General features: G+C 59.5%; 23 protein-coding genes. 13 read left to right on the top strand and 10 right to left on the bottom strand.

Going from position 1 to position 19278, the window contains the following annotated elements; genetic code table 11:
- The first annotated feature begins 5 nt into the window (after nucleotides 1–5).
- The 4 genes from ACR0IR_RS15325 to ACR0IR_RS15310 are packed head-to-tail and all read left to right on the top strand — an operon-like array spanning nucleotide 6 to nucleotide 3036.
- The gene (locus ACR0IR_RS15325; RefSeq protein ID WP_170365623.1) at nucleotides 6–779 is read left to right on the top strand and encodes a hypothetical protein; all 774 of its coding nucleotides are present in this window, start codon (nucleotides 6–8) and stop codon (nucleotides 777–779) included.
- A complete protein-coding gene (locus ACR0IR_RS15320) occupies nucleotides 776–2113 on the top strand; it encodes a DUF6638 family protein (RefSeq protein ID WP_170365622.1) in 1338 nt (445 codons plus the stop codon). Before ACR0IR_RS15325 ends, ACR0IR_RS15320 begins: the two co-directional genes overlap by 4 nt.
- Nucleotide 2114: 1 nt before the next feature.
- Nucleotides 2115–2381 carry a hypothetical protein gene (locus ACR0IR_RS15315; RefSeq protein WP_093963662.1) on the top strand — a complete coding sequence of 89 codons (267 nt, stop codon included), beginning with the start codon at nucleotides 2115–2117 and terminating at the stop codon, nucleotides 2379–2381.
- A gap of 10 nt (nucleotides 2382–2391) precedes the next feature.
- Nucleotides 2392–3036, top strand: a complete 645-nt coding sequence (locus tag ACR0IR_RS15310; protein ID WP_093963661.1) for a DUF1523 family protein — start codon at nucleotides 2392–2394, stop codon at nucleotides 3034–3036.
- Between the two features lie 50 nt (nucleotides 3037–3086).
- Here the strand turns inward: ACR0IR_RS15310 and ACR0IR_RS15305 are convergent, their stop codons facing one another.
- The 6 genes from ACR0IR_RS15305 to ACR0IR_RS15280 all read right to left on the bottom strand — a co-directional run bounded on the left by ACR0IR_RS15305 (nucleotide 3087) and on the right by ACR0IR_RS15280 (nucleotide 10329).
- Nucleotides 3087–4181, bottom strand: coding sequence for a flagellar basal body P-ring protein FlgI (locus ACR0IR_RS15305; protein ID WP_170365620.1), 1095 nt, complete (start codon nucleotides 4179–4181; stop codon nucleotides 3087–3089).
- Complete coding sequence (locus ACR0IR_RS15300) at nucleotides 4178–5185, bottom strand: flagellin (protein WP_170365618.1); 1008 nt, start codon at nucleotides 5183–5185, stop codon at nucleotides 4178–4180. The genes ACR0IR_RS15305 and ACR0IR_RS15300 overlap by 4 nt, the downstream gene beginning before the upstream one ends.
- Nucleotides 5186–5187: 2 nt before the next feature.
- On the bottom strand, nucleotides 5188–6627 hold the full coding sequence (gene flgK / locus ACR0IR_RS15295; protein ID WP_254441593.1) for a flagellar hook-associated protein FlgK: 1440 nt from the start codon (nucleotides 6625–6627) through the stop codon (nucleotides 5188–5190).
- 38 nt (nucleotides 6628–6665) lie between these two features.
- Nucleotides 6666–7961 (bottom strand): flagellar hook protein FlgE, encoded by a 1296-nt coding sequence (locus ACR0IR_RS15290; protein ID WP_170343156.1) that lies wholly within the window; start codon nucleotides 7959–7961, stop codon nucleotides 6666–6668.
- Between the two features lie 97 nt (nucleotides 7962–8058).
- Nucleotides 8059–8898, bottom strand: coding sequence for a flagellar motor protein MotB (locus ACR0IR_RS15285; RefSeq protein WP_170365614.1), 840 nt, complete (start codon nucleotides 8896–8898; stop codon nucleotides 8059–8061).
- Nucleotides 8899–8991: 93 nt separating this feature from the next.
- The gene (locus ACR0IR_RS15280) at nucleotides 8992–10329 is read right to left on the bottom strand and encodes a FliI/YscN family ATPase (protein ID WP_170365612.1); all 1338 of its coding nucleotides are present in this window, start codon (nucleotides 10327–10329) and stop codon (nucleotides 8992–8994) included.
- Nucleotides 10330–10416: 87 nt separating this feature from the next.
- Here ACR0IR_RS15280 and ACR0IR_RS15275 point away from each other — a divergent pair, with 87 nt between their 5' ends.
- The 9 genes from ACR0IR_RS15275 to ACR0IR_RS15235 are packed head-to-tail and all read left to right on the top strand — an operon-like array spanning nucleotide 10417 to nucleotide 14980.
- Nucleotides 10417–10806, top strand: coding sequence for a FlgB family protein (locus tag ACR0IR_RS15275; RefSeq protein WP_170365611.1), 390 nt, complete (start codon nucleotides 10417–10419; stop codon nucleotides 10804–10806).
- A 10-nt stretch (nucleotides 10807–10816) separates the two neighbouring features.
- Nucleotides 10817–11203: a flagellar basal body rod protein FlgC gene (gene flgC, locus ACR0IR_RS15270; protein ID WP_170365610.1), complete on the top strand. Its 387-nt coding sequence runs from the start codon at nucleotides 10817–10819 to the stop codon at nucleotides 11201–11203.
- A gap of 12 nt (nucleotides 11204–11215) precedes the next feature.
- On the top strand, nucleotides 11216–11506 hold the full coding sequence (fliE, locus tag ACR0IR_RS15265) for a flagellar hook-basal body complex protein FliE (RefSeq protein ID WP_170365607.1): 291 nt from the start codon (nucleotides 11216–11218) through the stop codon (nucleotides 11504–11506).
- 3 nt (nucleotides 11507–11509) lie between these two features.
- Nucleotides 11510–11782, top strand: a complete 273-nt coding sequence (locus ACR0IR_RS15260; RefSeq protein ID WP_170365606.1) for a flagellar biosynthetic protein FliQ — start codon at nucleotides 11510–11512, stop codon at nucleotides 11780–11782.
- Complete coding sequence (locus tag ACR0IR_RS15255; RefSeq protein WP_170365604.1) at nucleotides 11782–12492, top strand: flagellar hook-basal body complex protein; 711 nt, start codon at nucleotides 11782–11784, stop codon at nucleotides 12490–12492. The genes ACR0IR_RS15260 and ACR0IR_RS15255 overlap by 1 nt, the downstream gene beginning before the upstream one ends.
- A gap of 24 nt (nucleotides 12493–12516) precedes the next feature.
- The gene (gene flgG, locus ACR0IR_RS15250) at nucleotides 12517–13302 is read left to right on the top strand and encodes a flagellar basal-body rod protein FlgG (RefSeq protein ID WP_170365602.1); all 786 of its coding nucleotides are present in this window, start codon (nucleotides 12517–12519) and stop codon (nucleotides 13300–13302) included.
- The gene (gene flgA, locus ACR0IR_RS15245; RefSeq protein ID WP_170365600.1) at nucleotides 13302–13718 is read left to right on the top strand and encodes a flagellar basal body P-ring formation chaperone FlgA; all 417 of its coding nucleotides are present in this window, start codon (nucleotides 13302–13304) and stop codon (nucleotides 13716–13718) included. Before flgG ends, flgA begins: the two co-directional genes overlap by 1 nt.
- 2 nt (nucleotides 13719–13720) lie before the next feature.
- The gene (gene flgH / locus ACR0IR_RS15240; RefSeq protein ID WP_480779136.1) at nucleotides 13721–14449 is read left to right on the top strand and encodes a flagellar basal body L-ring protein FlgH; all 729 of its coding nucleotides are present in this window, start codon (nucleotides 13721–13723) and stop codon (nucleotides 14447–14449) included.
- Nucleotides 14450–14461: 12 nt separating this feature from the next.
- Nucleotides 14462–14980: a flagellar basal body-associated FliL family protein gene (locus ACR0IR_RS15235; RefSeq protein WP_170360344.1), complete on the top strand. Its 519-nt coding sequence runs from the start codon at nucleotides 14462–14464 to the stop codon at nucleotides 14978–14980.
- 29 nt (nucleotides 14981–15009) lie between these two features.
- Here the strand turns inward: ACR0IR_RS15235 and ACR0IR_RS15230 are convergent, their stop codons facing one another.
- From ACR0IR_RS15230 to flhA, 4 genes are read right to left on the bottom strand one after another with little or no spacing between them, the layout of a single operon-like run.
- A complete protein-coding gene (locus tag ACR0IR_RS15230; RefSeq protein WP_174821774.1) occupies nucleotides 15010–15396 on the bottom strand; it encodes a hypothetical protein in 387 nt (128 codons plus the stop codon).
- Nucleotides 15393–16481, bottom strand: coding sequence for a flagellar type III secretion system protein FlhB (gene flhB / locus ACR0IR_RS15225; RefSeq protein WP_480779135.1), 1089 nt, complete (start codon nucleotides 16479–16481; stop codon nucleotides 15393–15395). The genes ACR0IR_RS15230 and flhB overlap by 4 nt, the downstream gene beginning before the upstream one ends.
- On the bottom strand, nucleotides 16478–17251 hold the full coding sequence (locus ACR0IR_RS15220) for a flagellar biosynthetic protein FliR (RefSeq protein ID WP_170343148.1): 774 nt from the start codon (nucleotides 17249–17251) through the stop codon (nucleotides 16478–16480). The genes flhB and ACR0IR_RS15220 overlap by 4 nt, the downstream gene beginning before the upstream one ends.
- On the bottom strand, nucleotides 17248–19275 hold the full coding sequence (gene flhA, locus ACR0IR_RS15215; RefSeq protein ID WP_174825028.1) for a flagellar biosynthesis protein FlhA: 2028 nt from the start codon (nucleotides 19273–19275) through the stop codon (nucleotides 17248–17250). The genes ACR0IR_RS15220 and flhA overlap by 4 nt, the downstream gene beginning before the upstream one ends.
- Between the last annotated feature and the right edge of the window lie 3 nt (nucleotides 19276–19278).

Here is a 19278-nt window from a genome sequence, read left to right as displayed (position 1 = left end):
ACTCAATGAAGGCAATTGAGAAAATCATTGAACTCCCAATTTATCTGAAAGACCTTGAGGCACTTTCGGTCGATGAAAAGGCATTGTTCGCTTTGGCAAGTTATGCCGCCTCGGAGTCTAATTCGATCAGCAGATTATATCTTTTCTCCACTCACAAAACGACTGGAGATGAAATCGTGGACTCTGCGATTTCGCTCCAAATTATGGTGATGCTTAGGTACTGGTCGGCAAAATTGTTCGAGTTCTATGAGACCATTTCTGATCTCGCGATCTCGAAAGGGACAAAAAACGAAAATGTAATTCGTTTGGCAAAAGAATCCTTCGACGCCTTTTCTGGAATGAAGGAGCAGCCCGGTTACGAAGTTGCTCGAGCAATTAGGCACGAGGCCACAAACCATTACTCTTTCAAGGCCGCAAAAAAGAACCTTGCCCACATTCCCGACAACGCCAACTGCAAGTTTTACCTGCATGAGCAAGACGGAAATTCTTGGTATCCATTTGGAGAAGAAGTAATGTTCGTCGGTCGGTTCAACCGCGCTGGAGCCTCGCTTAATCCTAGAGAAGAAAAAAACCAGCTTTTGAAAGAATGGTTGGACTGGAATCTGGCGGCGACTAAATGGGCCAACAAAGCCTATGAACTGATAGCAACCTCTCTAGTGTTGGATCGCCTACCGGACAGGACAGCTCGCCAGAAGTTACTTTGGTTGGATCCAGAACTGGTTGGTGAGGTAAATGGAAGTAAGACCCCTATCTTTTTAAGAAGTGAGGCCACCGAATGATCCGCCTCATCGAAAAAGGCCTGATGTTTGGCAATCTCGTCCACATCTCCAGCCCGGCTCTGGTCGAGCGGTATAACCGCGCGCTGCAGCATCTGGCGGGCAAGAGCACGGCGCTGACGGATTTCCATGTCGATATCTCGGGCTATTCGCCGGAGGTGGGGATTGAACTGGACGACCCGCTCTACCTCAACCCCAACGGGGTCAACCGGCAATTCATCCTGCTGACGACCGAGCAGAAACGCGCGCCGCTGCTGAACGTCAAATTATCGACCTCGCGCGATATCATGCGTGAATTCATCGAGATGAACGAGGCGCAGTTGTTCGCCCTGACCGCCACCGATGCGGTGGCCGGAGAGTTGGTGAACTCGGTCTTCGAACTCACCACCCCGCGCGACCTGCTGAACCTGCGCAAGATTGAGATCGAGGCCGACACCGTCGGCGGCACCTTGCGCAAGGCCGAGCAGCTGGCGGGCATGGTGGAACAGTTCAAAACCGAAGAAGACGCGTGGTTCGATGATGTGCTGATCGCGAAGATGATCGAAACCGCTAAGGAAACCGGCGACGTCACCCGCAACCCTGTCCGGCTCCGCCACACGGTGTTTGAACAGCGCAACTTCTGGACGGCGCATTTCGGTGGCATGTATCTGTTCCCGGATCTGGATCACCCGGCGGCGATCTGCATGGGTGAAAGGCCAGAGGATTTGCCGATCAAATATGTCTTTGATCCGTCGCAGCGAAACCAGATTGCCAAATTTCTGAATTACAACGATCTGGTCGAGCCGATCGTCAAGGCCCGCGGCGTGGATGCCGCCGCGATCCTGCAACAGAAGATGGACTTTCTGACCGTTGACGCCACTGCGGATGCGGGCATTGATCTGACCGGGCTGGACCGCAGCGACATGCGGCGTTTGGCGCGCAATCACGCGGATCGCTTGCCCGAAGCCTATCATGGCCTCGCGCAATTGTTGCGCTGGGCGACAGATGGCGGGCCTTGGCCGCGTATCACCTCGGATCATCCGGCCTATTTCTATTCGCTGCGCGCCGCTAATACCCCGAACCGCGATCTTGTGAATATGCTGCTGGCCGAGCTTGACCCGCTGGACCCGCGCCAGATGTTCATTTGCCACAAGGAACTGTTCTACCGCACCTATGGTGGCTGGCCAGAGCCGAAAAAGGCCTATGTGGCCGAGTTTCTTGCCCGTGAATATCAAGTGGACAAGGCCGGGGCCCGCGCCGCACTGTTCGGGCATGAACCCGACATGAGCGGCGAGGACCGGGTCAGCGAGGCGGTGATCGCACGGGTCGGCCCCTGGGGCGCGGTAAGGAAAGAGTGATATGTTCGGAGCAATGCGCCTGTTTCTCGGTCTGCTCGTCGTTCAGACGATTGCCTACTTTGCCTTGTCTCTTTACTCGCGTCGGGTCCGGCGACAAAAGCTTGAGACGTGGTGGGAAGAGAAAGGCAAGACCGGCAACAAGGAAGCCTTTGTCGAACGCGGATTGCATGTCTATGACAATTCGTTCCGTCGCAAACTGATCCTGGGTGTTTATATCGTGCCTTGGGTGGCGATCGCCGCGCTGATCTATGTCGTGAACTACATGTGAGGTTTTGGGAATGGTCTACATCAAATGGGCGTTCATCCTGATTTTCTGGATCACGCTGGGTGCGATCCTGCAATACTCGCTGCCGCAACACGACATTGTCCGCATCGTAAACACCTACGAAGAGCGGCAGGATCTGACGGATTGGACCCGCATTTTCTGGTCCGAGCCCGATGATCAGTCGACCAGCCTTTCGAACCGCGATGTGCAGTTCATCCAGGCCGTGCGGGCGAACGGCAAGCCGATCGTCTATCGGAACGAAGATACCAGCTGGGGTTGGCCACCCTATTTCAAGTTCGATACCGCCAACCTTTACACCGAAGCCAACGACGCGATCTCGGACAAGGATGATCCGGATTGGGTTGTCGTGACCCACTACGGCTGGCGCAACGAGTTTCTGTCGATCTTCCCGAATGCCATCTTCATCAAACATGTCGAAGGACCGGACGTCCGCATCATTCCCTGGTTCAACATCATTTTCCTGACCGTTTTTTTTGCCATCGTCTGGGCGCTTTGGGTGCGTTGGCGCAGGTTCCGCGAAGCCCGCATCGACCCCATGCTTGAAAGCGTCGAGGATGGTCTCTACGCCGCTGGGGATGCGATCGACGAACGAAGATCCAGCTTCCGGCGCTGGCTGGACAGCTGGAAGTCAAAATAGACCAGAACCGGGAACCAGTTTGACCATCGGCTACCCGGCTAGGCGTCCCGCTATCTGACGACAAACTCGGCATGAAGGGCCCCGGCGGCTTTGATGGTTTTGAGGATGTCGATCATATCCCGCGGGGACACGCCCAACGCGTTCAGGCCGGCAACCACCTGCGACAGCGTCGTCGCTTCGGGGATTTCTGCCAACCCGGTGCCGGCGTCTTCCTCAATCCCTGCGATGGTTCGCGGCACAACAACGGTCTCCCCTGTGGCAAAGGGATTGGGCTGAACGGCGATCGGAGATTCCTCTACCCGAAGTGTCAGGTTGCCTTGGGAAACCGCGACACGTGAGATTCGGACCTCCTGCCCCATGACGATCGTGCCGGAGCGTTGATCTACAACCACGCGAGCCTTGGTTTCGGGTTCAATCAGGATGTTTTCGATCCGGCCGATCGCATGCGCCGTGGAAGGGGCCCGCGTTTCCGGGATGCTCAATTCCACCGTGCCCGAGTCGCGCATGACCGCAACGGCGCGATTGAACTCGCGGTTGATGGCCGCTTCGATCCGACCGGCGGTCGTAAAGTCCGGCTCGCGCAGGGCCAACCGCAATTGGGAAAGACCTGACAATTCAAAGTCGATCTCCTGCTCGACCCGGGCCCCGGCGGGGATGACACCGGATGTCGGGACTCCTTGAACAACCGATGCAGCGTCGCCCTCGGCGACTGCACCACCTGCCAGAACGGTGCCCTGCGCAACTGCGTAGATCTGCCCATCCGCGGCGTTCAACGGTGTCATGACGAGCGTGCCGCCCAGCAGGCTTTTGGAATCTCCGATCGCCGAAACGGTCACATCGATCTGCCCGCCCACCCTCGCAAAGGGCGGAAGGGTGGCGGTGACAAGAACGGCGGCGACGTTCTTGGGGCGAAAGTCCTCGCCAGTGACGTTTACACCCAACCGTTCCAGTATGTTCGACATGATTTCTTCGGTGAACGGGGAATTGCGCAGCCCGTCACCGGTTCCGTTCAGTCCAACGACAAGGCCATATCCCACGAGGTCATTGCCGCGCACACCGTCAAAATTCACCAGATCCTTGAGCCGGACAGCCCCGGAAACCGCCACCGAAGGCAGCATGATCAGAAGGAAGGCCAGAAGTCTCATCTCAGGAAATTCACCAATGATAGGGTCGAGTTGCGGACAGTGACCGAATAGAGGCTTTCGAGCTGGAACTGCACGGTCTGCAGGTGTGCCGCAGTTTCGTAGGGATCGGCGGCGACAAGTTCGTTGTGCGCGTATTCAAAACTGGTCCTGGCCGCCGCATTTCGTGTTTCGGCCTGTTCGATGCGGGCTTGCACCGCTCCGATCTGAGCGCGCATCGTCACGACGTCATCTTTGGTGTTGGCCAGAGCCACGCCCAGATCGGTAAACAAGGCAGTCTGCAGGTCTGGTGGCCATCCCAGCGCGCCCTCCGTCGCCAAGGCCGCAAGCGCGACATCGCGCAATCCATCCCGAAGTTTCGGATCATTGGCCGTGAACTGCATGTTCACCCGCTCGGTCTCCGAAATCTGCATTGGTGCGAGGGTCGTGTTGGACCCGTTGTACATGACTGCCTCGAATCCGGCAGGGTCATTGAACCAATCGTCGGCCGCCTGGCGAATATCGGTCAGGGTTGTCAGCCCTGCCAATTCGGTTCGCAGAGCAGCCAGTAGCGTGTCCGTCGACTTCAACGGAGAGGTGTCCGTGGCGGTTCCCGCGAACAAGCTGCGGCCACCGACCCGCGTGTTCAGTGAAGAAATCATCGTGTCCAGTTCGTTGCGCGCCTGAGCCGAGGCCTGAGCATGCGAAGTCGCTTGGTTGGACGTCCCAAACGCGAGCAGAGAAGCCGAAACCTCGCCGATCGAGGTCTCAAATGTCTCGAGACTGATCTGAGTGGTATCAGCAAACAGATTTGCCTCGGCGGTCGCCGAAGAGAAGGCGTCCAGCTGTGCAATTTTTCGATCCAGGTCCAGCAGATGCGAGTAATCGCCACTGAGACGCCCAGAAATGTCAGCGGTTTGTCCCGTAGACATCTCATAGGACAGGGTTTCGATCTGCGTTTTGATCTCGGTGCTGCGCGCGCGCAAGGTCAGACCGCGGGCCAGATCACCAATCGAATTCAAGGTCATGGTTACATCCTCAGCAGCAAATCCATCAATTCGTCGACAACAGTGATGATCCGCGCATTGGCGGCATAGGCCTGTTCAATCTGCATCAAGCGCTGCAACTCGGTGTCACTGTCCACGCCCTGCTCGGCCACTAACTGTTCCATTTGGAGTTGCGCATTGGATGCGTAGCTTTGGCGTGATTGAGCGGTATGGGCAGCTGTGCCAGCTTTGGACAAAAGCGACACCGACACTTCACTGGCCCGCAGGGCCCCTGTGCCGAAAGCCGGGGCAGGGCGCGGCGTGGTCAATACGGCGCCAAAAGCCTGCAGCTGGGTTGCCTCACCGGGGTCGTTCGGTCCAACGGCCCCCAACCCCGCGCGCAGTTTCCAACTGTCGCCGCCGGCATCTGGATCGACAATCGGGTTGAGCTCAAGACGGGACGCGAGCCCCGCTGGCGCCGTGGCATCGAAACGGGCGCCGGCATCGGTGAACAAGCCTGGATCAGTCGGCATCGCGGTCGGATCCAGGCCGGCAGTTTCGAACCGTTCGATCAGATCGCGCGCGACTGCATCCAGGTCCTCATGCGCGTCGATGGCCAACACGTCGCGAATGTCAAACTGGGCTGCCAGAGCGCCCCCGCGGATCTGTGCGGAATCACCGGATGTGCGGACTGGCCGTCCATTGAGCTCGAGCCCGGAGAGCAGTCCGTTCCCTACGGTCATGTGCGGTTTGGTATCACCGGTAACCGAGAACGCGAACTCTGCGGCGGATCCTTCCAGCAGTATCAGCCCACCGTCGGAGTACAGTGAGACGCGGTTGTTGTCGCGCGTCACGACATTGACCGGAACCAGTTGGTTGACTTGGTCAATGAGAACCTGACGTTGATCCAGCAACCCATTGATATCGCCGCCCGCGTTTTCAACAGCCGGGATCTTGGCATTCAATGCTTCGATATCTTTCAGGGTTGTATTCAGTGTTTCGACATACGTCCCGATTGTTCGGTCCGCGTCAGAACGCATCTTGCTGAGGCCGTCGGACGCCGTATTCAGATCGGCAACCAGATCCCCAGCTGCGCGCGCCGCGAGATCCAGACGCTCGACCGAGCCGGGATTGCTTGCGGCCGTGATCAAGCTGTTCTCGAATGCGCTCAAAGATACCGCGATCGATCTGCCTTCATTGGGGGTACCGACCAATGCTTCGAATTGCGAGTAAAACTCCGAGATTGCCGAGGCCGCCGCGCCATCCGCCGTTGCCGCGCGCAGGTTCGCCATCAGAACAGGGTCTTGATGGCGGGTGATTCCCACGACCCTGACGCCGTTGCCGGAAATAGAGTTGGTGGTCAGCTCCAACGTCCGCTTGGCGTAGCCGGGCGTCAGCGCATTGGCTATGTTGCCCGAGACGACGGCTGCGCCGCGGCTTGCCGCGCCCAGCCCACCCAGCGCGTTATTCAGGGCCGTTGACATGCTCATGAGGCCGTTCCTTTCCGCTTTGCAGGTTCAGATCAGCGCTTGATGTTGGTTGTTTCCTGCAACATTTCGTCGACTGTCTGGATCACCTTCGCGCTGGACGAATAGGCGCGCTGGGTTTGGATCATCGACGTCAGTTCAGTCGCAACGTCGGTCGTCGATTCTTCGCGCGCGAAGGAAATCAATTCGCCCGTCGGACCTTCGCCGGCATCCCACAGGAAATAAGTTCCACTGTCGCGAGACGGCGCATATGTCTGGCTGTCGAGCGCGGTCAGCCCATTCGGGTTGGGGACGTCCGCCAGCGGTATCTGGTACATCCGACGGGTGACGCCCGTGTCATACAGCGCGTAGACGTATCCGTTTTCATCGACCTGAACGCTGGACATGGTCCCGACTGCGGATCCGTCCCGGGTGATCGAAACCGGCGCAAACGTGTCGGACAGTTGAGTGATTCCATCGCTGTCACCGATCAGACCGATATTGACCTCCATCGGGCCGCCGGCGACGTTGACGACAAAGCTGCCGGTGGTCGGATCATAGGTGCCACCGGACACGGTGGTCACACTGGCAAGGGTACCGCCTGCGGTTCTGCTGTCCGTAAATGTCAGCGTATATTCACCGATCACGGCACCGCCCGAAGCGGAGTCGCGCAAGATCATCGTCCATTCGTTGCTGGACCCGGCGGCCGGCACCGTCGGGACAAGCTCGATATCGACATTCTCGGGTTTGCCCAAATTGTCGAAATATTCGACGGACAAGGGCTGCGTGTCACCAGGTGCGCCGGCATCGGTGGCCGTGGCGGGCAGGTTCATGCGCAGGTTCATTGCGGTGGTCGGCGAGCCGGACAATTGATTGACGCTGAGTTGAACCGGCTGCAACGCTGCGGGTGTGTCGCGCGAAACGTTGGGAATGGACCCATCGGCGTTGGCGGGCCAGCCCAGCAGCACAAGTCCGGACTCGGTAACCAGATACCCTTCCGCATTGGTTCGGAAGGATCCGGTGGTGGTCAGAAGCATTTCGTTTGAATCGGTTCCAATCTGGGAACTTGGGCGAACCGGCAGCATGCCCCGGCCGCGCACGGCCAGGTCGGTTGAGTTGTTGGTGGTAACCAGCGAGCCACGCTGATCGATCAGTCGCTGGCTGGTGGTCCGGACGCCGCCCGCCGAATAGCTTCCGCCCTGGCCCGACGTCACCATCGAATGAAAATCCGTCTCAACCCGCTTGTAACCGTAGGTCGAAGAGTTGGCGATATTGTCCGATATGGTCGCCAACCTGTTCGCGTTGGCCTTCAAGCTGGCCACACCGGCATTCAGCGAAGAGGAAATTGTCATCGGCACGCCCTTCTGTTGCGTAAATCGTTCCCGCAACAGCTAACGCGCTGGGCCTTAACAGCGCGCTAACAAGTAAAATGCCAGATATCCTCCGATCTCAGGGATTGCGTAGAAACACGATCTCGATCCGGTTGTTGCGGGCCGCCATCGGGTTTTTCACCGCCAGCTTGCGATCGGCATGACCCGTGACCCGTTCAAGCCGTTTGGCGCCGACCCCCTTGTCCTGAAGCATCTGCCGTACCACCTGCGCGCGCGAAGTCGACAGATCCCACGACGGATTTCGGGCCAGAACCACCGGAGAGGAATGCACGTGACCCTCGACCGAGATGGAATTCATCACCATGTCCGATGAACGTGCAACCAGCAGTACCAGTGCACGCATCATCTGCGTTGGAGAATCGGAACCTCTCTCGAACAACGGCTCATCTTCGGTATCGAACAGCTCGACGATCAGACCCTCGTCCGTCACCCGAGTGACAATATGCTTCAAGGCCTTTTTGGACACCATGCTTTCGCCTGACCGCCCCAGCAGCCGCGCCTCGAGCGACGAGAAGTCTTCGAACGCGCCGCGCCCGCCGCCATCGGCATCCACACCGGTCGAACCCCGCGCGTGCTTGGCCTCGGTCGGGTTCTTGTTCGTCGCTCCCGAGCCGTCTATCACCATGGTTTTCTCCGAGAACATATTGTCGCCCCCAAAGGCCCCGTCGCCCCCGCCGGAAACGGGATTGATCGGAATTGTCGGAGAGAAGTAGTCCGCCAAACCCTTGCGTTGCTTTTCTGTCGTTGCGTTCAACAGCCACATCAACATGAAGAACGCCATCATGGCCGTCACGAAGTCCGCATACGCGACCTTCCAGGCGCCGCCGTGATGGCCATCGCCACCCGAAACGCGCTTCTTCTTGATGATGATCGGCGCCGCATTTGATTGCGCACCCATCTAAACCACCCTTTTTCACCCACCCATTGGATTAACAGCGCGGGGATTAAGGGCGGCTTAATATCTAAAACTGTTCAGACCTTTGCTGACCCATCATTGGACCATCCCGGCGCTGGCCCGGCGCAGGATGACCGAAAGGCGGTTGAAACTGTTCTGGACTCCGTCCGGATCGAGTTTGCCGAAAAAGCCATCAAGCTCGTCATGGATGCGAACCGCCTGATCCAGGAGCGGGTCCGTGCCCGGCGTGTACAGACCCGCCTTGATCATCACTTCGGACTGCTCGTAGCTTCCGACCAACCGGCGGGCTTCGGTGATCAGCTTGTTTTCCTCGGGTGTCGCCGCAGCCGGTAAAGAGCGCGAGACCGAACGGCTGAGCGCGATGGCTGGAAAGCGCCCTCGCTCGGCGATCTCGCGACTTAGCACGATATGCCCGTCAAGAACGCCGCGCAGGATGTCGGCCACCGGTTCATCCATGTCCGAACCCGCGACCAGAACGCTGAACACGGCGGTGATGTCGCCCTGATCGGCGGTTCCCGGGCCGGCGCGTTCACAAAGGCCGGCGATCATCGGTGTGACCGAAGGCGGAAAACCCCGCAGGGACGGGGCCTCACCCATGGCGACGGCGATCTCGCGATGCGCCTCGGCGAACCGGGTGACAGAGTCGCACAGGAACAGAACGCTCAGACCCTGATCCCGCAAAAACTCGGCCGCTGTCATCGCAGACCAGGCGCAGCGCCGGCGGGCCAGAGCTGATTGGTCGGACGTGGCCGCAACCACGATCGAGCGCCCCATACCTTCGGCGCCCAACGCGGTCTTGACGAATTCATTCACTTCGCGCCCGCGTTCGCCCACCAGTGCGACGACCACTGCATCGGTTTGCATGGATCTGGCCAGCGTTGCCAGCAAACTTGATTTTCCCACACCCGACCCCGCAAAAAGGCCGACACGCTGCCCCTGGACGATCGGAAGCAGGGTATTCAAAATCGCCAACCCGGTGGCCATACGGTCTCCCAGCGGTTTGCGGTCGACGGCCCGGGGGGGCGCGGACATGACATTGCGGGCCTGAGTCCCGGGCAGAAGCGGTTTACCGTCCAGCGGTTTGCCGAACGGATCGACCACGCGACCAAGCCAATGCAAACCGGGTGCAAAAACGGGAGTCGGCTCAAGATAGACCCGGTCCCCCAAGCGCACGCCGTCGGGGGCTGCGCCAGGCAGCATGTGAACAGCCCCGGCCTCGACCTGCAGCACTTCGCCAGCCAACGGTTGGTCGTCGCGTCGCTGCAAAATCAGATGGTCGCCGATGCGCGCGTGTTCCGCCAGCCCTTCGACCTCGATCACCCCACCGGAAACACCCGCGACCAGACCCATGTGCCGCACCGGAGAAAGCCGTTCGAACTGGCACTTCAGAATCGAGGGATCGAGGTCGGACATGGCGTCGGCTCCAATTGGTTTCTGAAAACGGTTTCTAAAGGAATCGGGGTTAAGCCTTGATTGAAATTGATCGAGGGAGAAGCCCCGATGTTCTCGGACCTGAACGTCTTTAAAGTTGCGTACGCCCTGGCAACCCACGCCGGACAACGGCAGGCCGTCATCTCGCGCAACATGGCCAACGCGGATACGCCTGGCTACCGGGCTCGCGATATTGAGCCTTTCGTGGAAGCCTTTGAAAAATCCAGTGCCACCAGCGCAATGAGCGCGACCCGCGACGGTCATTTGAACGGTGTCGGGCCGGGCGGCATGACTTGGGCCGAGCATATGCGCGGCGGGGCCGTCGATCCCAATGGCAATGGTGTTTCGCTCGAAGAAGAAATGCTGAATGCGGTCGAGGTCAAGCGACAGCATGACCGCGCGCTGGCCATCTACAAGTCCTCGATCGGGATCCTGCGCACCGGTCTGGGCAAGGCGTGAGGAAGCCGTCATGAGCGATTTCTCCAGATCCCTGGCCGTCACCGCCAGCGCGCTGCGGGCGGAGGCTGCGCGCCTGCGCCATGTTTCGGAAAACATCTCGAACGCGGATACTCCGGGTTACCGGCGCAAATCGGTCCCTTTCGAGACGGTGCAAAAGGACGGCACTGATCTGGTTCAGGCCGGTCGGGTCAGGCTGGACCGGCGGGCGTTGCCCCGGATCTATGATCCCGGTCACCCGATGGCGGACGCCAGCGGATATTACGCGGGGTCCAATGTCGATCTTATGGTCGAGATCGCCGACGCGCGTGAAGCGCAACGCAGTTACGAAGCAAACCTCAAGATGTTCGACCAGACCCGACAGATGTCGGCCAGCCTCATGGAATTGTTGAGAAAATAAAGGAAAGCCAGAATGGATATCCGATCGATCACCGCGGCTCAGAGCTATACGCATGCCCGCCCGGCCACCCAAGCAGATCCGGGAACAAGTGGCGCGGCACAAGGGCTGCGCGCAACCTTTCAGGACTTTGCGGCAAGCCTGAAACACAGCGAAGAGGTCGCCAATGCGGCCATGATTGGTCAGGCCGACCCACATGCCCTCGTGCAGGCACTGGCCCAGACCGAACTTGCGGTCGAAACAGCGGTTGTCGTGCGCAACAAGGTCGTTGAGGCCTACCAGGAAATTCTGCGGATGCCGGTCTGAACGATGCTCAGCGAAGGTCTGTTCTATGACGTCGTGCGTCAGGCCCTGTGGATTGCCGTGATCACGTCAGTTCCGATTCTGACGGTTGCGCTGGTCACGGGTTTGACCGTGGGCCTGTTCCAGGCCCTGACATCCATCCAGGAGATGACCCTGACCTTCGTTCCCAAGTTGGTGGCCATCGTCATCGTGTTCTGGGTCTCGATGGGCTTCATGACGCAGACGCTGGTCACATTCTTCACCTCAACACTGGTTCCGCTGATCGCAGGAGGCCGCTGATGGACACAGCCTACGTCACCTTGTCCCGTCAAACCGGGCTGATGAACGAAATGCGCTTGGTCGCGAACAATATCGCCAATGCGCACACGACGGGTTACCGCCAGCAGGGTTTGGTGTTTTCCGAGTTTGTGCGGGACCTTCCCGGCAGCCCCTCTCTGTCCATGAGCCGTGCTCAGGCGCGCAACACGTCTTTTGCACAGGGCGTGTTGACGGAAACCGGTGGGCAATTCGATTTTGCAATCGAAGGCAGTGGGTTTTTCTTGGTTGAAACTCTGTCCGGCAACCGTCTGACCCGGGCGGGCAGCTTTTCACCGGACGCCAATGGCGATCTGGTGACGATGGATGGGCACCGCGTGCTGGACAGCAACGGGGCCCCGGTCTTCATCCCACCGGACGCAGCAACCATTGATGTGGGCGGCGACGGAACGCTCAGCGTGAATGGACAGGCTTTGGGGCAGATCGGGGTGGTTCAGCCCGCGGAAGGCACCGAGTTGGTGCGGGAAGGCAGCACCCTGTTCAAACCGGAAGGCGAGGTCGAGCCGGTCGAGCAGCCAGTGGTTCTGAACCGGTTTCTGGAGGGTTCGAACGTCAACGCCATCGGCCAGGTGGCCCGGCTGATCGAAATCCAGCGTGCCTACGAACTGGGTCAGAGCTTTCTTGACGCCGAAGATGAAAGGGTCCGCGGCGCCTTGAAAACCTTTATGCGCTGATCTGAAACTGCAGGAGAAACCGAAATGCGAGCCCTGAAAATTGCCGCGACTGGAATGGCGGCGCAACAAATGCGGGTCGAGACGATCTCGAACAACCTGGCGAACATGTCGACCACGGGCTACAACGCACGACGGGCTGAATTTGCGGATCTGCACTACCAGCAGATGGCTCGGGCCGGCACGGTGAACGCCGCGGACGGGACTGTCCTGCCGACGGGAATACAGCTTGGTCTGGGTGTTCGTCCCGCGGCCGTGACTGTCGAGTTGGCCCAAGGCGCGTTGTCCGCGACGGGCAGTGACCTGGACATCGCGATCGAAGGGCGCGGATATCTCGAGGTGGTTCTGCCAAACGGCCAGTCGGCCTATGCCCGTGACGGCAGTCTGAAGCGATCGGCCGAAGGCCTCATCGTCACTTCGGACGGGTTTGCGGTCGCCCCCGAAATCACCATCCCGGACGACGCGCGGTCGATTTCCATCAACGCGTCCGGCGAGGTCTACGCCTATTTTGACGACACCGCGGAAGGGCAACTGCTGGGGGAGTTCACGCTGGCCAGCTTTTCCAATGCCAAGGGCCTCGAGGCCATCGGCAGCAACCTGTTCAAGGAAACCGAGGCTTCGGGCGCTCCGATCGTGGGCACCCCAGGCGAGGACGGGCTCGGAATGCTGCGTCAAGGCTATTTGGAAGACAGTTCGGTTGATGCGGTACGTGAGGTGACCGATCTGATCGAGGCGCAGCGCGGCTACGAAATGAATGCCAAGGTGATTTCGGCCGTCGACCAGATGATGGGCGCGACGACACAGGTACGCTGATGCGGGTCGTGGCCTTCATATCCCTGTGGCTTCTTCCGGTTGCCGCCTTTGCTGACATAGTCGTGCCGACGAGAACGATCCGGGCCAAGGAGATCATTGAATCCGCTGATCTTCAGGTGAAATCCGGTGAGGCACCCGGCGCGGCAAATGATCCTGCAGACCTGATCGGGCAGGAAGCCAAGACCGCTCTGTATCCCGGTCGGCCAATTCTGAAGGCAAGTGTCGGCCCTCCCGCCCTGGTCGATCGAAACGATCTGGTGACGCTTGTCTTCGTGAAAGGCGGACTGTCCATCGCGGTCGAAGGGCGCGCGCTGGGCCGCGGAGCCGCCGGTGATCGCATCCGAGTCATGAACCTGTCGTCACGAACGACGGTAACCGGAAAAATCCGTTCTGACGGCCAAATCGAGGTATATTGATCATGAAACTGTCCAGATCCCTGTTGCTGGCTATCCTGTCCCTTTCTGCCTGCGGGCGTTTGGACCATCTGGGCAAACCGCCCAGCCTGTCGCCAACTACGGAAACTCCGGAACACGTGGCGATGTTGTGGCCGGGTTTGCCGTTGCACACTCAATCCCAGCGCGCCGTGGACCGGGCGTCTCTGTGGAGTGGGGGTCAGCAGTCTCTGCTGGGCGATCAGCGCGCCATCAAGAAGGGCGATATTCTGACTGTCGTGATCGAGCTGGATGAAAAGGCCGAAATCTCGAACGATACAAACCGGTCGCGCGGCAGCTCGGAAGATCTCGAGGTTCCCGGCCTCTTGGGGTTGCCCCAGCGCGCAGCGAAGCACCTGCCCGATGGTGCGTCACTGGACGAGGCGGTTTCGATCGACTCCGCGTCAGTCAGCAAGGGCAAGGGGTCGGTGAAACGCAAGGAAAAGCTGACACTGCGCGTCGCCGCAACGGTGATCGATGTCCTGCCGAACGGCGTCCTGTCGATTTCCGGAACACAGGAACTGAGGGTGAATTTCGAACTTCGCGAGCTGCTGGTGTCTGGCTATGTGCGTCCGCAGGACATCTCGCGCCAGAACGAGATTACCTACGACAAGATTGCGTCTGCACGGGTGTCCTATGGCGGCCGCGGCCAGATCACGGAGGTTCAGCAGCCACGATACGGGCAACAGGTGCTGGACGCGCTGTTGCCGTTCTAAGGTGTTCAAATGATGAAGAAACTGCTCCCCGTTCTCTTTTTGATTGCAGGTCTCGGGGCCGGCGCTGCGGCTGGGCTATTTTTGACACCGGGACCAGCGGAAACCGTGGCCGATGCCAAAGCACCGGAGCCTCACGCCGAGGAGACCGCCAAGGCAGACAAGGCGAACAAAACCTCCGGCCATAGTGAGACATCGGGCAAGGCTGGTCCCTATGAGTATCTCAAGTTGACCAAACAGTTCGTCGTTCCGGTCGTCGAAGAAAACGAAATCTCTGCTCTGGTGACCATGTCGCTGAGCCTGGAAACCCGGCCGGGCATCTCGGAGGAGTTCTACAAAATCGAACCGAAACTGCGGGACGGGTTTCTTCAAGTGCTGTTTGATCACGCGAATATTGGTGGGTTCGACGGCGAATTCACGCAATCGGACAATCTTGAGGTGCTGCGAAGGTCTCTGTTGGAGGTTGCCCGAAAGGACCTTGGCGATGACGTGTCCCGTGTTTTGATCATGAGCGTGAGCCGCCAGGGCACCTGACGCCAAAAGGGCGGGCTTCAGCTTTCGGTTTACTGGTTCATCAGTTTCCTGGCGCGTGCAATGCGCAGCGCGGTTTCTTGATCGCGCTGCAACGTCTCAACCGCCTGCTTGCGGCCGAATGCTCGGCGAAGGTCCTCCATCATTGCCAGTTTCCGGGATCTGACGCGCGCCAATTCAGTGTTTAGGTCACGCCGGGTTCTGGACTCCCACCCGTGCCACAAGACGTCGGCGCCAGCGATCTGGTACCCAGGGGTTTGCGCGGCGTCCGACGCCGTTTGGGCGACCTGCGCGTTCAGTGCGCTGATCTGTGCCTGAATGCGGCTTTCGGCCTCAAGTATCGGTTTCAGTTTCTGAAACTCTCTTTCGAATGAAGCCGCCGTGACCGCCGCTAGATCCCCTAGTTTCGTGCGTGTCATCCGACCGTTCCCTTCGCGCGTTTTCGCATGGCTTCGGCAAATCGGATGGCGGCAGCGACCGGACGATACAGGTCTTCCGTTATCTCCTTTCCGATTTCGACGGTCGCATGCAGGGCTCGCGCCGTCGGCGGGTCCGAATGAATCGGAACTCCTGACTCCATTGCCGTTCGGCGGATTGTCGCGGCAACTTCGTCAACGCCCTTTGCGACGCAGACGGGTGCGGTTCCACGGGCGCGGGTCCATTTCAATGCCACCGCAAAATGGGTGGGGTTGACGATGACCACGTCGGCCTTTGGAACCTCGGCCATCATCTGGTTGGTCGCAATCTCTTGCGCGCGCTGGCGTCTCTGCTGTTTGACATGCGGATCGCCTTCCGAGTCCTTCGTCTCGTCCTGCAGTTCTTTGCGCGACATTCGATTTTTGCGCATGTGCTCGGAATACTGCCACAGGTAGTCGATGACCCCGATGGTCAACGTGACGGCGACGACGATGAACAGGAACCGAAACAGTAGGTTCATCATCAGCGGGATGGAGGCTCGTGCGGGGCTGGCTGCAGCCGTCAGGATGTCCGCCAGGTTGGATTTCAAAAACACGGCAAGGCAGATGCTGTAGATCACCAGCTTGATGAAGCTTTTGAGGAACTCAAAAAGTCCGGCACGACCGAACTTGTTCTTGGCATTGGATGGGATTGAAATGCGGGACATCGTCGGCGTCAGTTTGCTTGGGGCAAACACAAGGGCGCGCTGTGCCAAGAGGTTCAGCAACACAAACGCCGCTGGAACCGCCAACAGAATTCCCGCGGAAACGGCAACCTTTTCCATCAGCCCGCCGACCGGTTCAGCCGCGCTGCCAGACGTCAACAACCGTGACAGTTCCGGGGCCTGATCAATCAGAACCATCAGGGATGATCCCAAATGTTCGGTCGAAAACTGCCCGACCGCCAAAAAAGCGATTGTCAGGCCGGAATAGGCGGCAACGGCGGAAAGGTCATTTGATTTGACGACCTCACCCTTTTCCCGAGCCTTCTGCAGTTTCTGCGGTGTCGCCTCGAAGGACTTGTCAGTGTCATCGTCCGAGCTGCTCATTCCGGTGCTCCGGTCGGATCAAGCAAGTACTGGAACAGGACGTCAGACCAGACCGCAAGGATGATCGGCGCTCCCGCGAACAGAAGGAACAAACCGGCAAAGGTGATTGCCGGCGCGCCTACAAAGGCGACCATCAGTTGAGGCATGGCCCGGTTGATGACACCCAGGGCCAGGTTGTAGATCAATGATGCAATGACAAACGGCATGGCCAGTCCAAAGGCCAATGCAAAGCTGCCCGATACCTGCGACACCCCCCAACGGGAAAGATCGGTCGCTGTTGGGGCCGTACCCACCGGGAATAGTGAATAGCTGTCGATCAGGAATTGGGTCGCCCGGATGTGAATTCCCATCAGTGTGGCAAGGGCCAACCCGGACAGGGTCAAGAAATGACCCATCGCCGGGGCCGGGTCCGCAGCGGCGCCACCCAGGATCTGCGACAACGACGTGGCTTGCGCGGCCATCGACCCGGCGGTTTGAAGGGCGAGTACCAGTAGCCGAAGTCCGATCCCCAGGGTCAGGCCGATCAGGATTTCGGTCAGTATCAATTGAACCAGCGGCATCAGGCCACTGTCGGGCTCGGCAACGGAAACCGACGGCGCGACGACCAGCGTGAATGCGATTGCGACCCCCAGCTTTACACGGGTTGGAATGCTGCGCTCCCCGAAGGCTGGCAGCAGGGAAACCACCGCTGAAACCCTGAGAAAAACCGCAAACGAGGACCACAGGATGCCCCCCAGCTGAGCCAGCAAATCCGGCGGCAGCCCAATCACGCCGGCACCGTTCCGACCAGCGCCGGCCGCGCTTCGAGCCCAATTTCTTCGAACGACAGGACTGGATTCGAGATTCCCCGCGCGTGCATGATGGTACGCAGCAACCTGCGCCGCCGCGTCGAGGTTACCAACGCCGGGAACACACCCTGATCCGCGCTGCGTGTTATCGTCGTGACGACGCCATCGGCCAGTTTGTTGAACAGATTGGGGGGCAGCGCCACATCCAATACAGCATTCGGAGTGTCGATCTGGTAGGTGGAGAAGGTCTCCTCCCATTCCGGCGCCAACTGGATCAGGGGAATCGAGCCGTCGCCACGCTTCAGGTCCGCCACCAGCTGGAAGCCCAGTCGCTGGCGCACGATCTCACAGATCGCCTCAGGCTGCGTCGTGGTCATCCGCGCTTCGGCGACGCTCTCCAGGATCAGCGCCATGTTGCGGATCGAAACCCGTTCTTCGAGCAGCAGACGCAAAACCGCGTGCAGGGTGTCGATCGGAACCTTGTCGGGGATCAGCTCATCCAGCAGCTTTCGGTTTGCCTCGGCCCGGACCGGGTCGCTGAGGCGGGTCATCTCGGACAGGAACCGACGCAGGGATTTCAGGGTCAGCAGGCGCGGGAAGTTCTGCTTGATGATTTCCAGCAGATGGGTCGCCAGAATCTCGGGCGGGGTGACGATGGTTGCACCGCTCAGCGCGGCGGCCTCTTGATCCTTGGGCAAGATCCATCGGGCGGGCGCGCCGTAGACGGGTTCGGTGACGTCATTGCCTTCCGGCAACAGGTCCAGCCCGTCCTGCACCAGCGCCAGGATCAGGTCGGGGTGAAGCACTCCCCGGGCCTGTTCGACGCCCTGAACACGAATGACGTAAGTGCCCGTCGGCAAGTCGGCCCGGTCGGTCAGCCGGATCTCCGGCAGGATCAATCCAAAGCTCGACGCGACGTAGGTCCGCATGTTGGCGATCCGAGCGTCCAATCCGGTGCCGGGGTTCAACACCATGCTGACCAGATCCGGGGCAAATTCGAGGTGAACGTCGTCGAGGTCAAGGACGTCTCCGATGCCTTGTGAGGCCTTGGGCTCGGCGTCCGAAGCCGGCATCTGCGCCGCCTCTGTGGCAGCCGATTGTTTTTTGTGAACAACAAAGGCCGCATAGCCCAGGATCACGCCGCCGAGAATGAACGGCGGAAAAGGCAACCCGGGCACCAGCGCAAACAGCACCATCAGGATCGCAACGGTTGCCAGCGCAGCCGGATAACGCCCCAGTTGCGAGAACAAGGCGGTGTCGGTTGCACCCTGCGTGCCACCGCGGGCCAGCAACAGGGCGGATGCGATAGAGATGATGACAGCCGGTATCTGCGTGACCAACCCGTCACCAACGGTCAGGATCGCATAGGTTTCAAACGCCGAGGCGACCGGCATACTGTGCACGATCACCCCCATGATCAACCCCATCACCAGGTTGAGCAGGGTAATCAGCAGCCCGGCAATCGCGTCGCCCTTGACGAATTTGGATGCCCCGTCCAGCGACCCGAAAAAGGTGGTTTCTTGTTGCTCAAGCTCGCGCCGTTCCTTGGCTTGCTGATGATCGATGGCGCCGGCAGACATGTCGCTGTCGATGGCAAGCTGTTTGCCCGGCATACCGTCAAGGGCAAAGCGGGCCCCGACCTCGGCCATGCGCGCCGCACCTTTGGTAATCACCATGAAATTCACGATCAGCAGCACGCCGAACACCACGAGGCCCAGGAAGATGCTGCCGCTCATGACGAATTGGGCAAAGCCCTCGATGACGTCACCGGCGGCGTTGGGCCCGGTATGACCCTGCCCGATGATCAGCTTTGTCGACGACACGTTGAGCGACAGGCGCAGCATCAGCGAAGCCAGCAGGATCGTTGGAAAGGACGAGAAATCCAACGGTCGCTCGATGAACAGGGTCAGGGTGAAAATCAGGATGGCTAGCGCGAACGAGGCCGCAAGGCCAATGTCCAGCACCCAGGATGGCATTGGCAGGATCATCATGACGATCACCGTCATCAA

It is taken from the genome of Ruegeria sp. CF2 (assembly GCF_056537385.1).
Note: the sequence above shows the minus strand (reverse complement) of the source record. Positions and strands in the feature narration are given on the sequence as shown.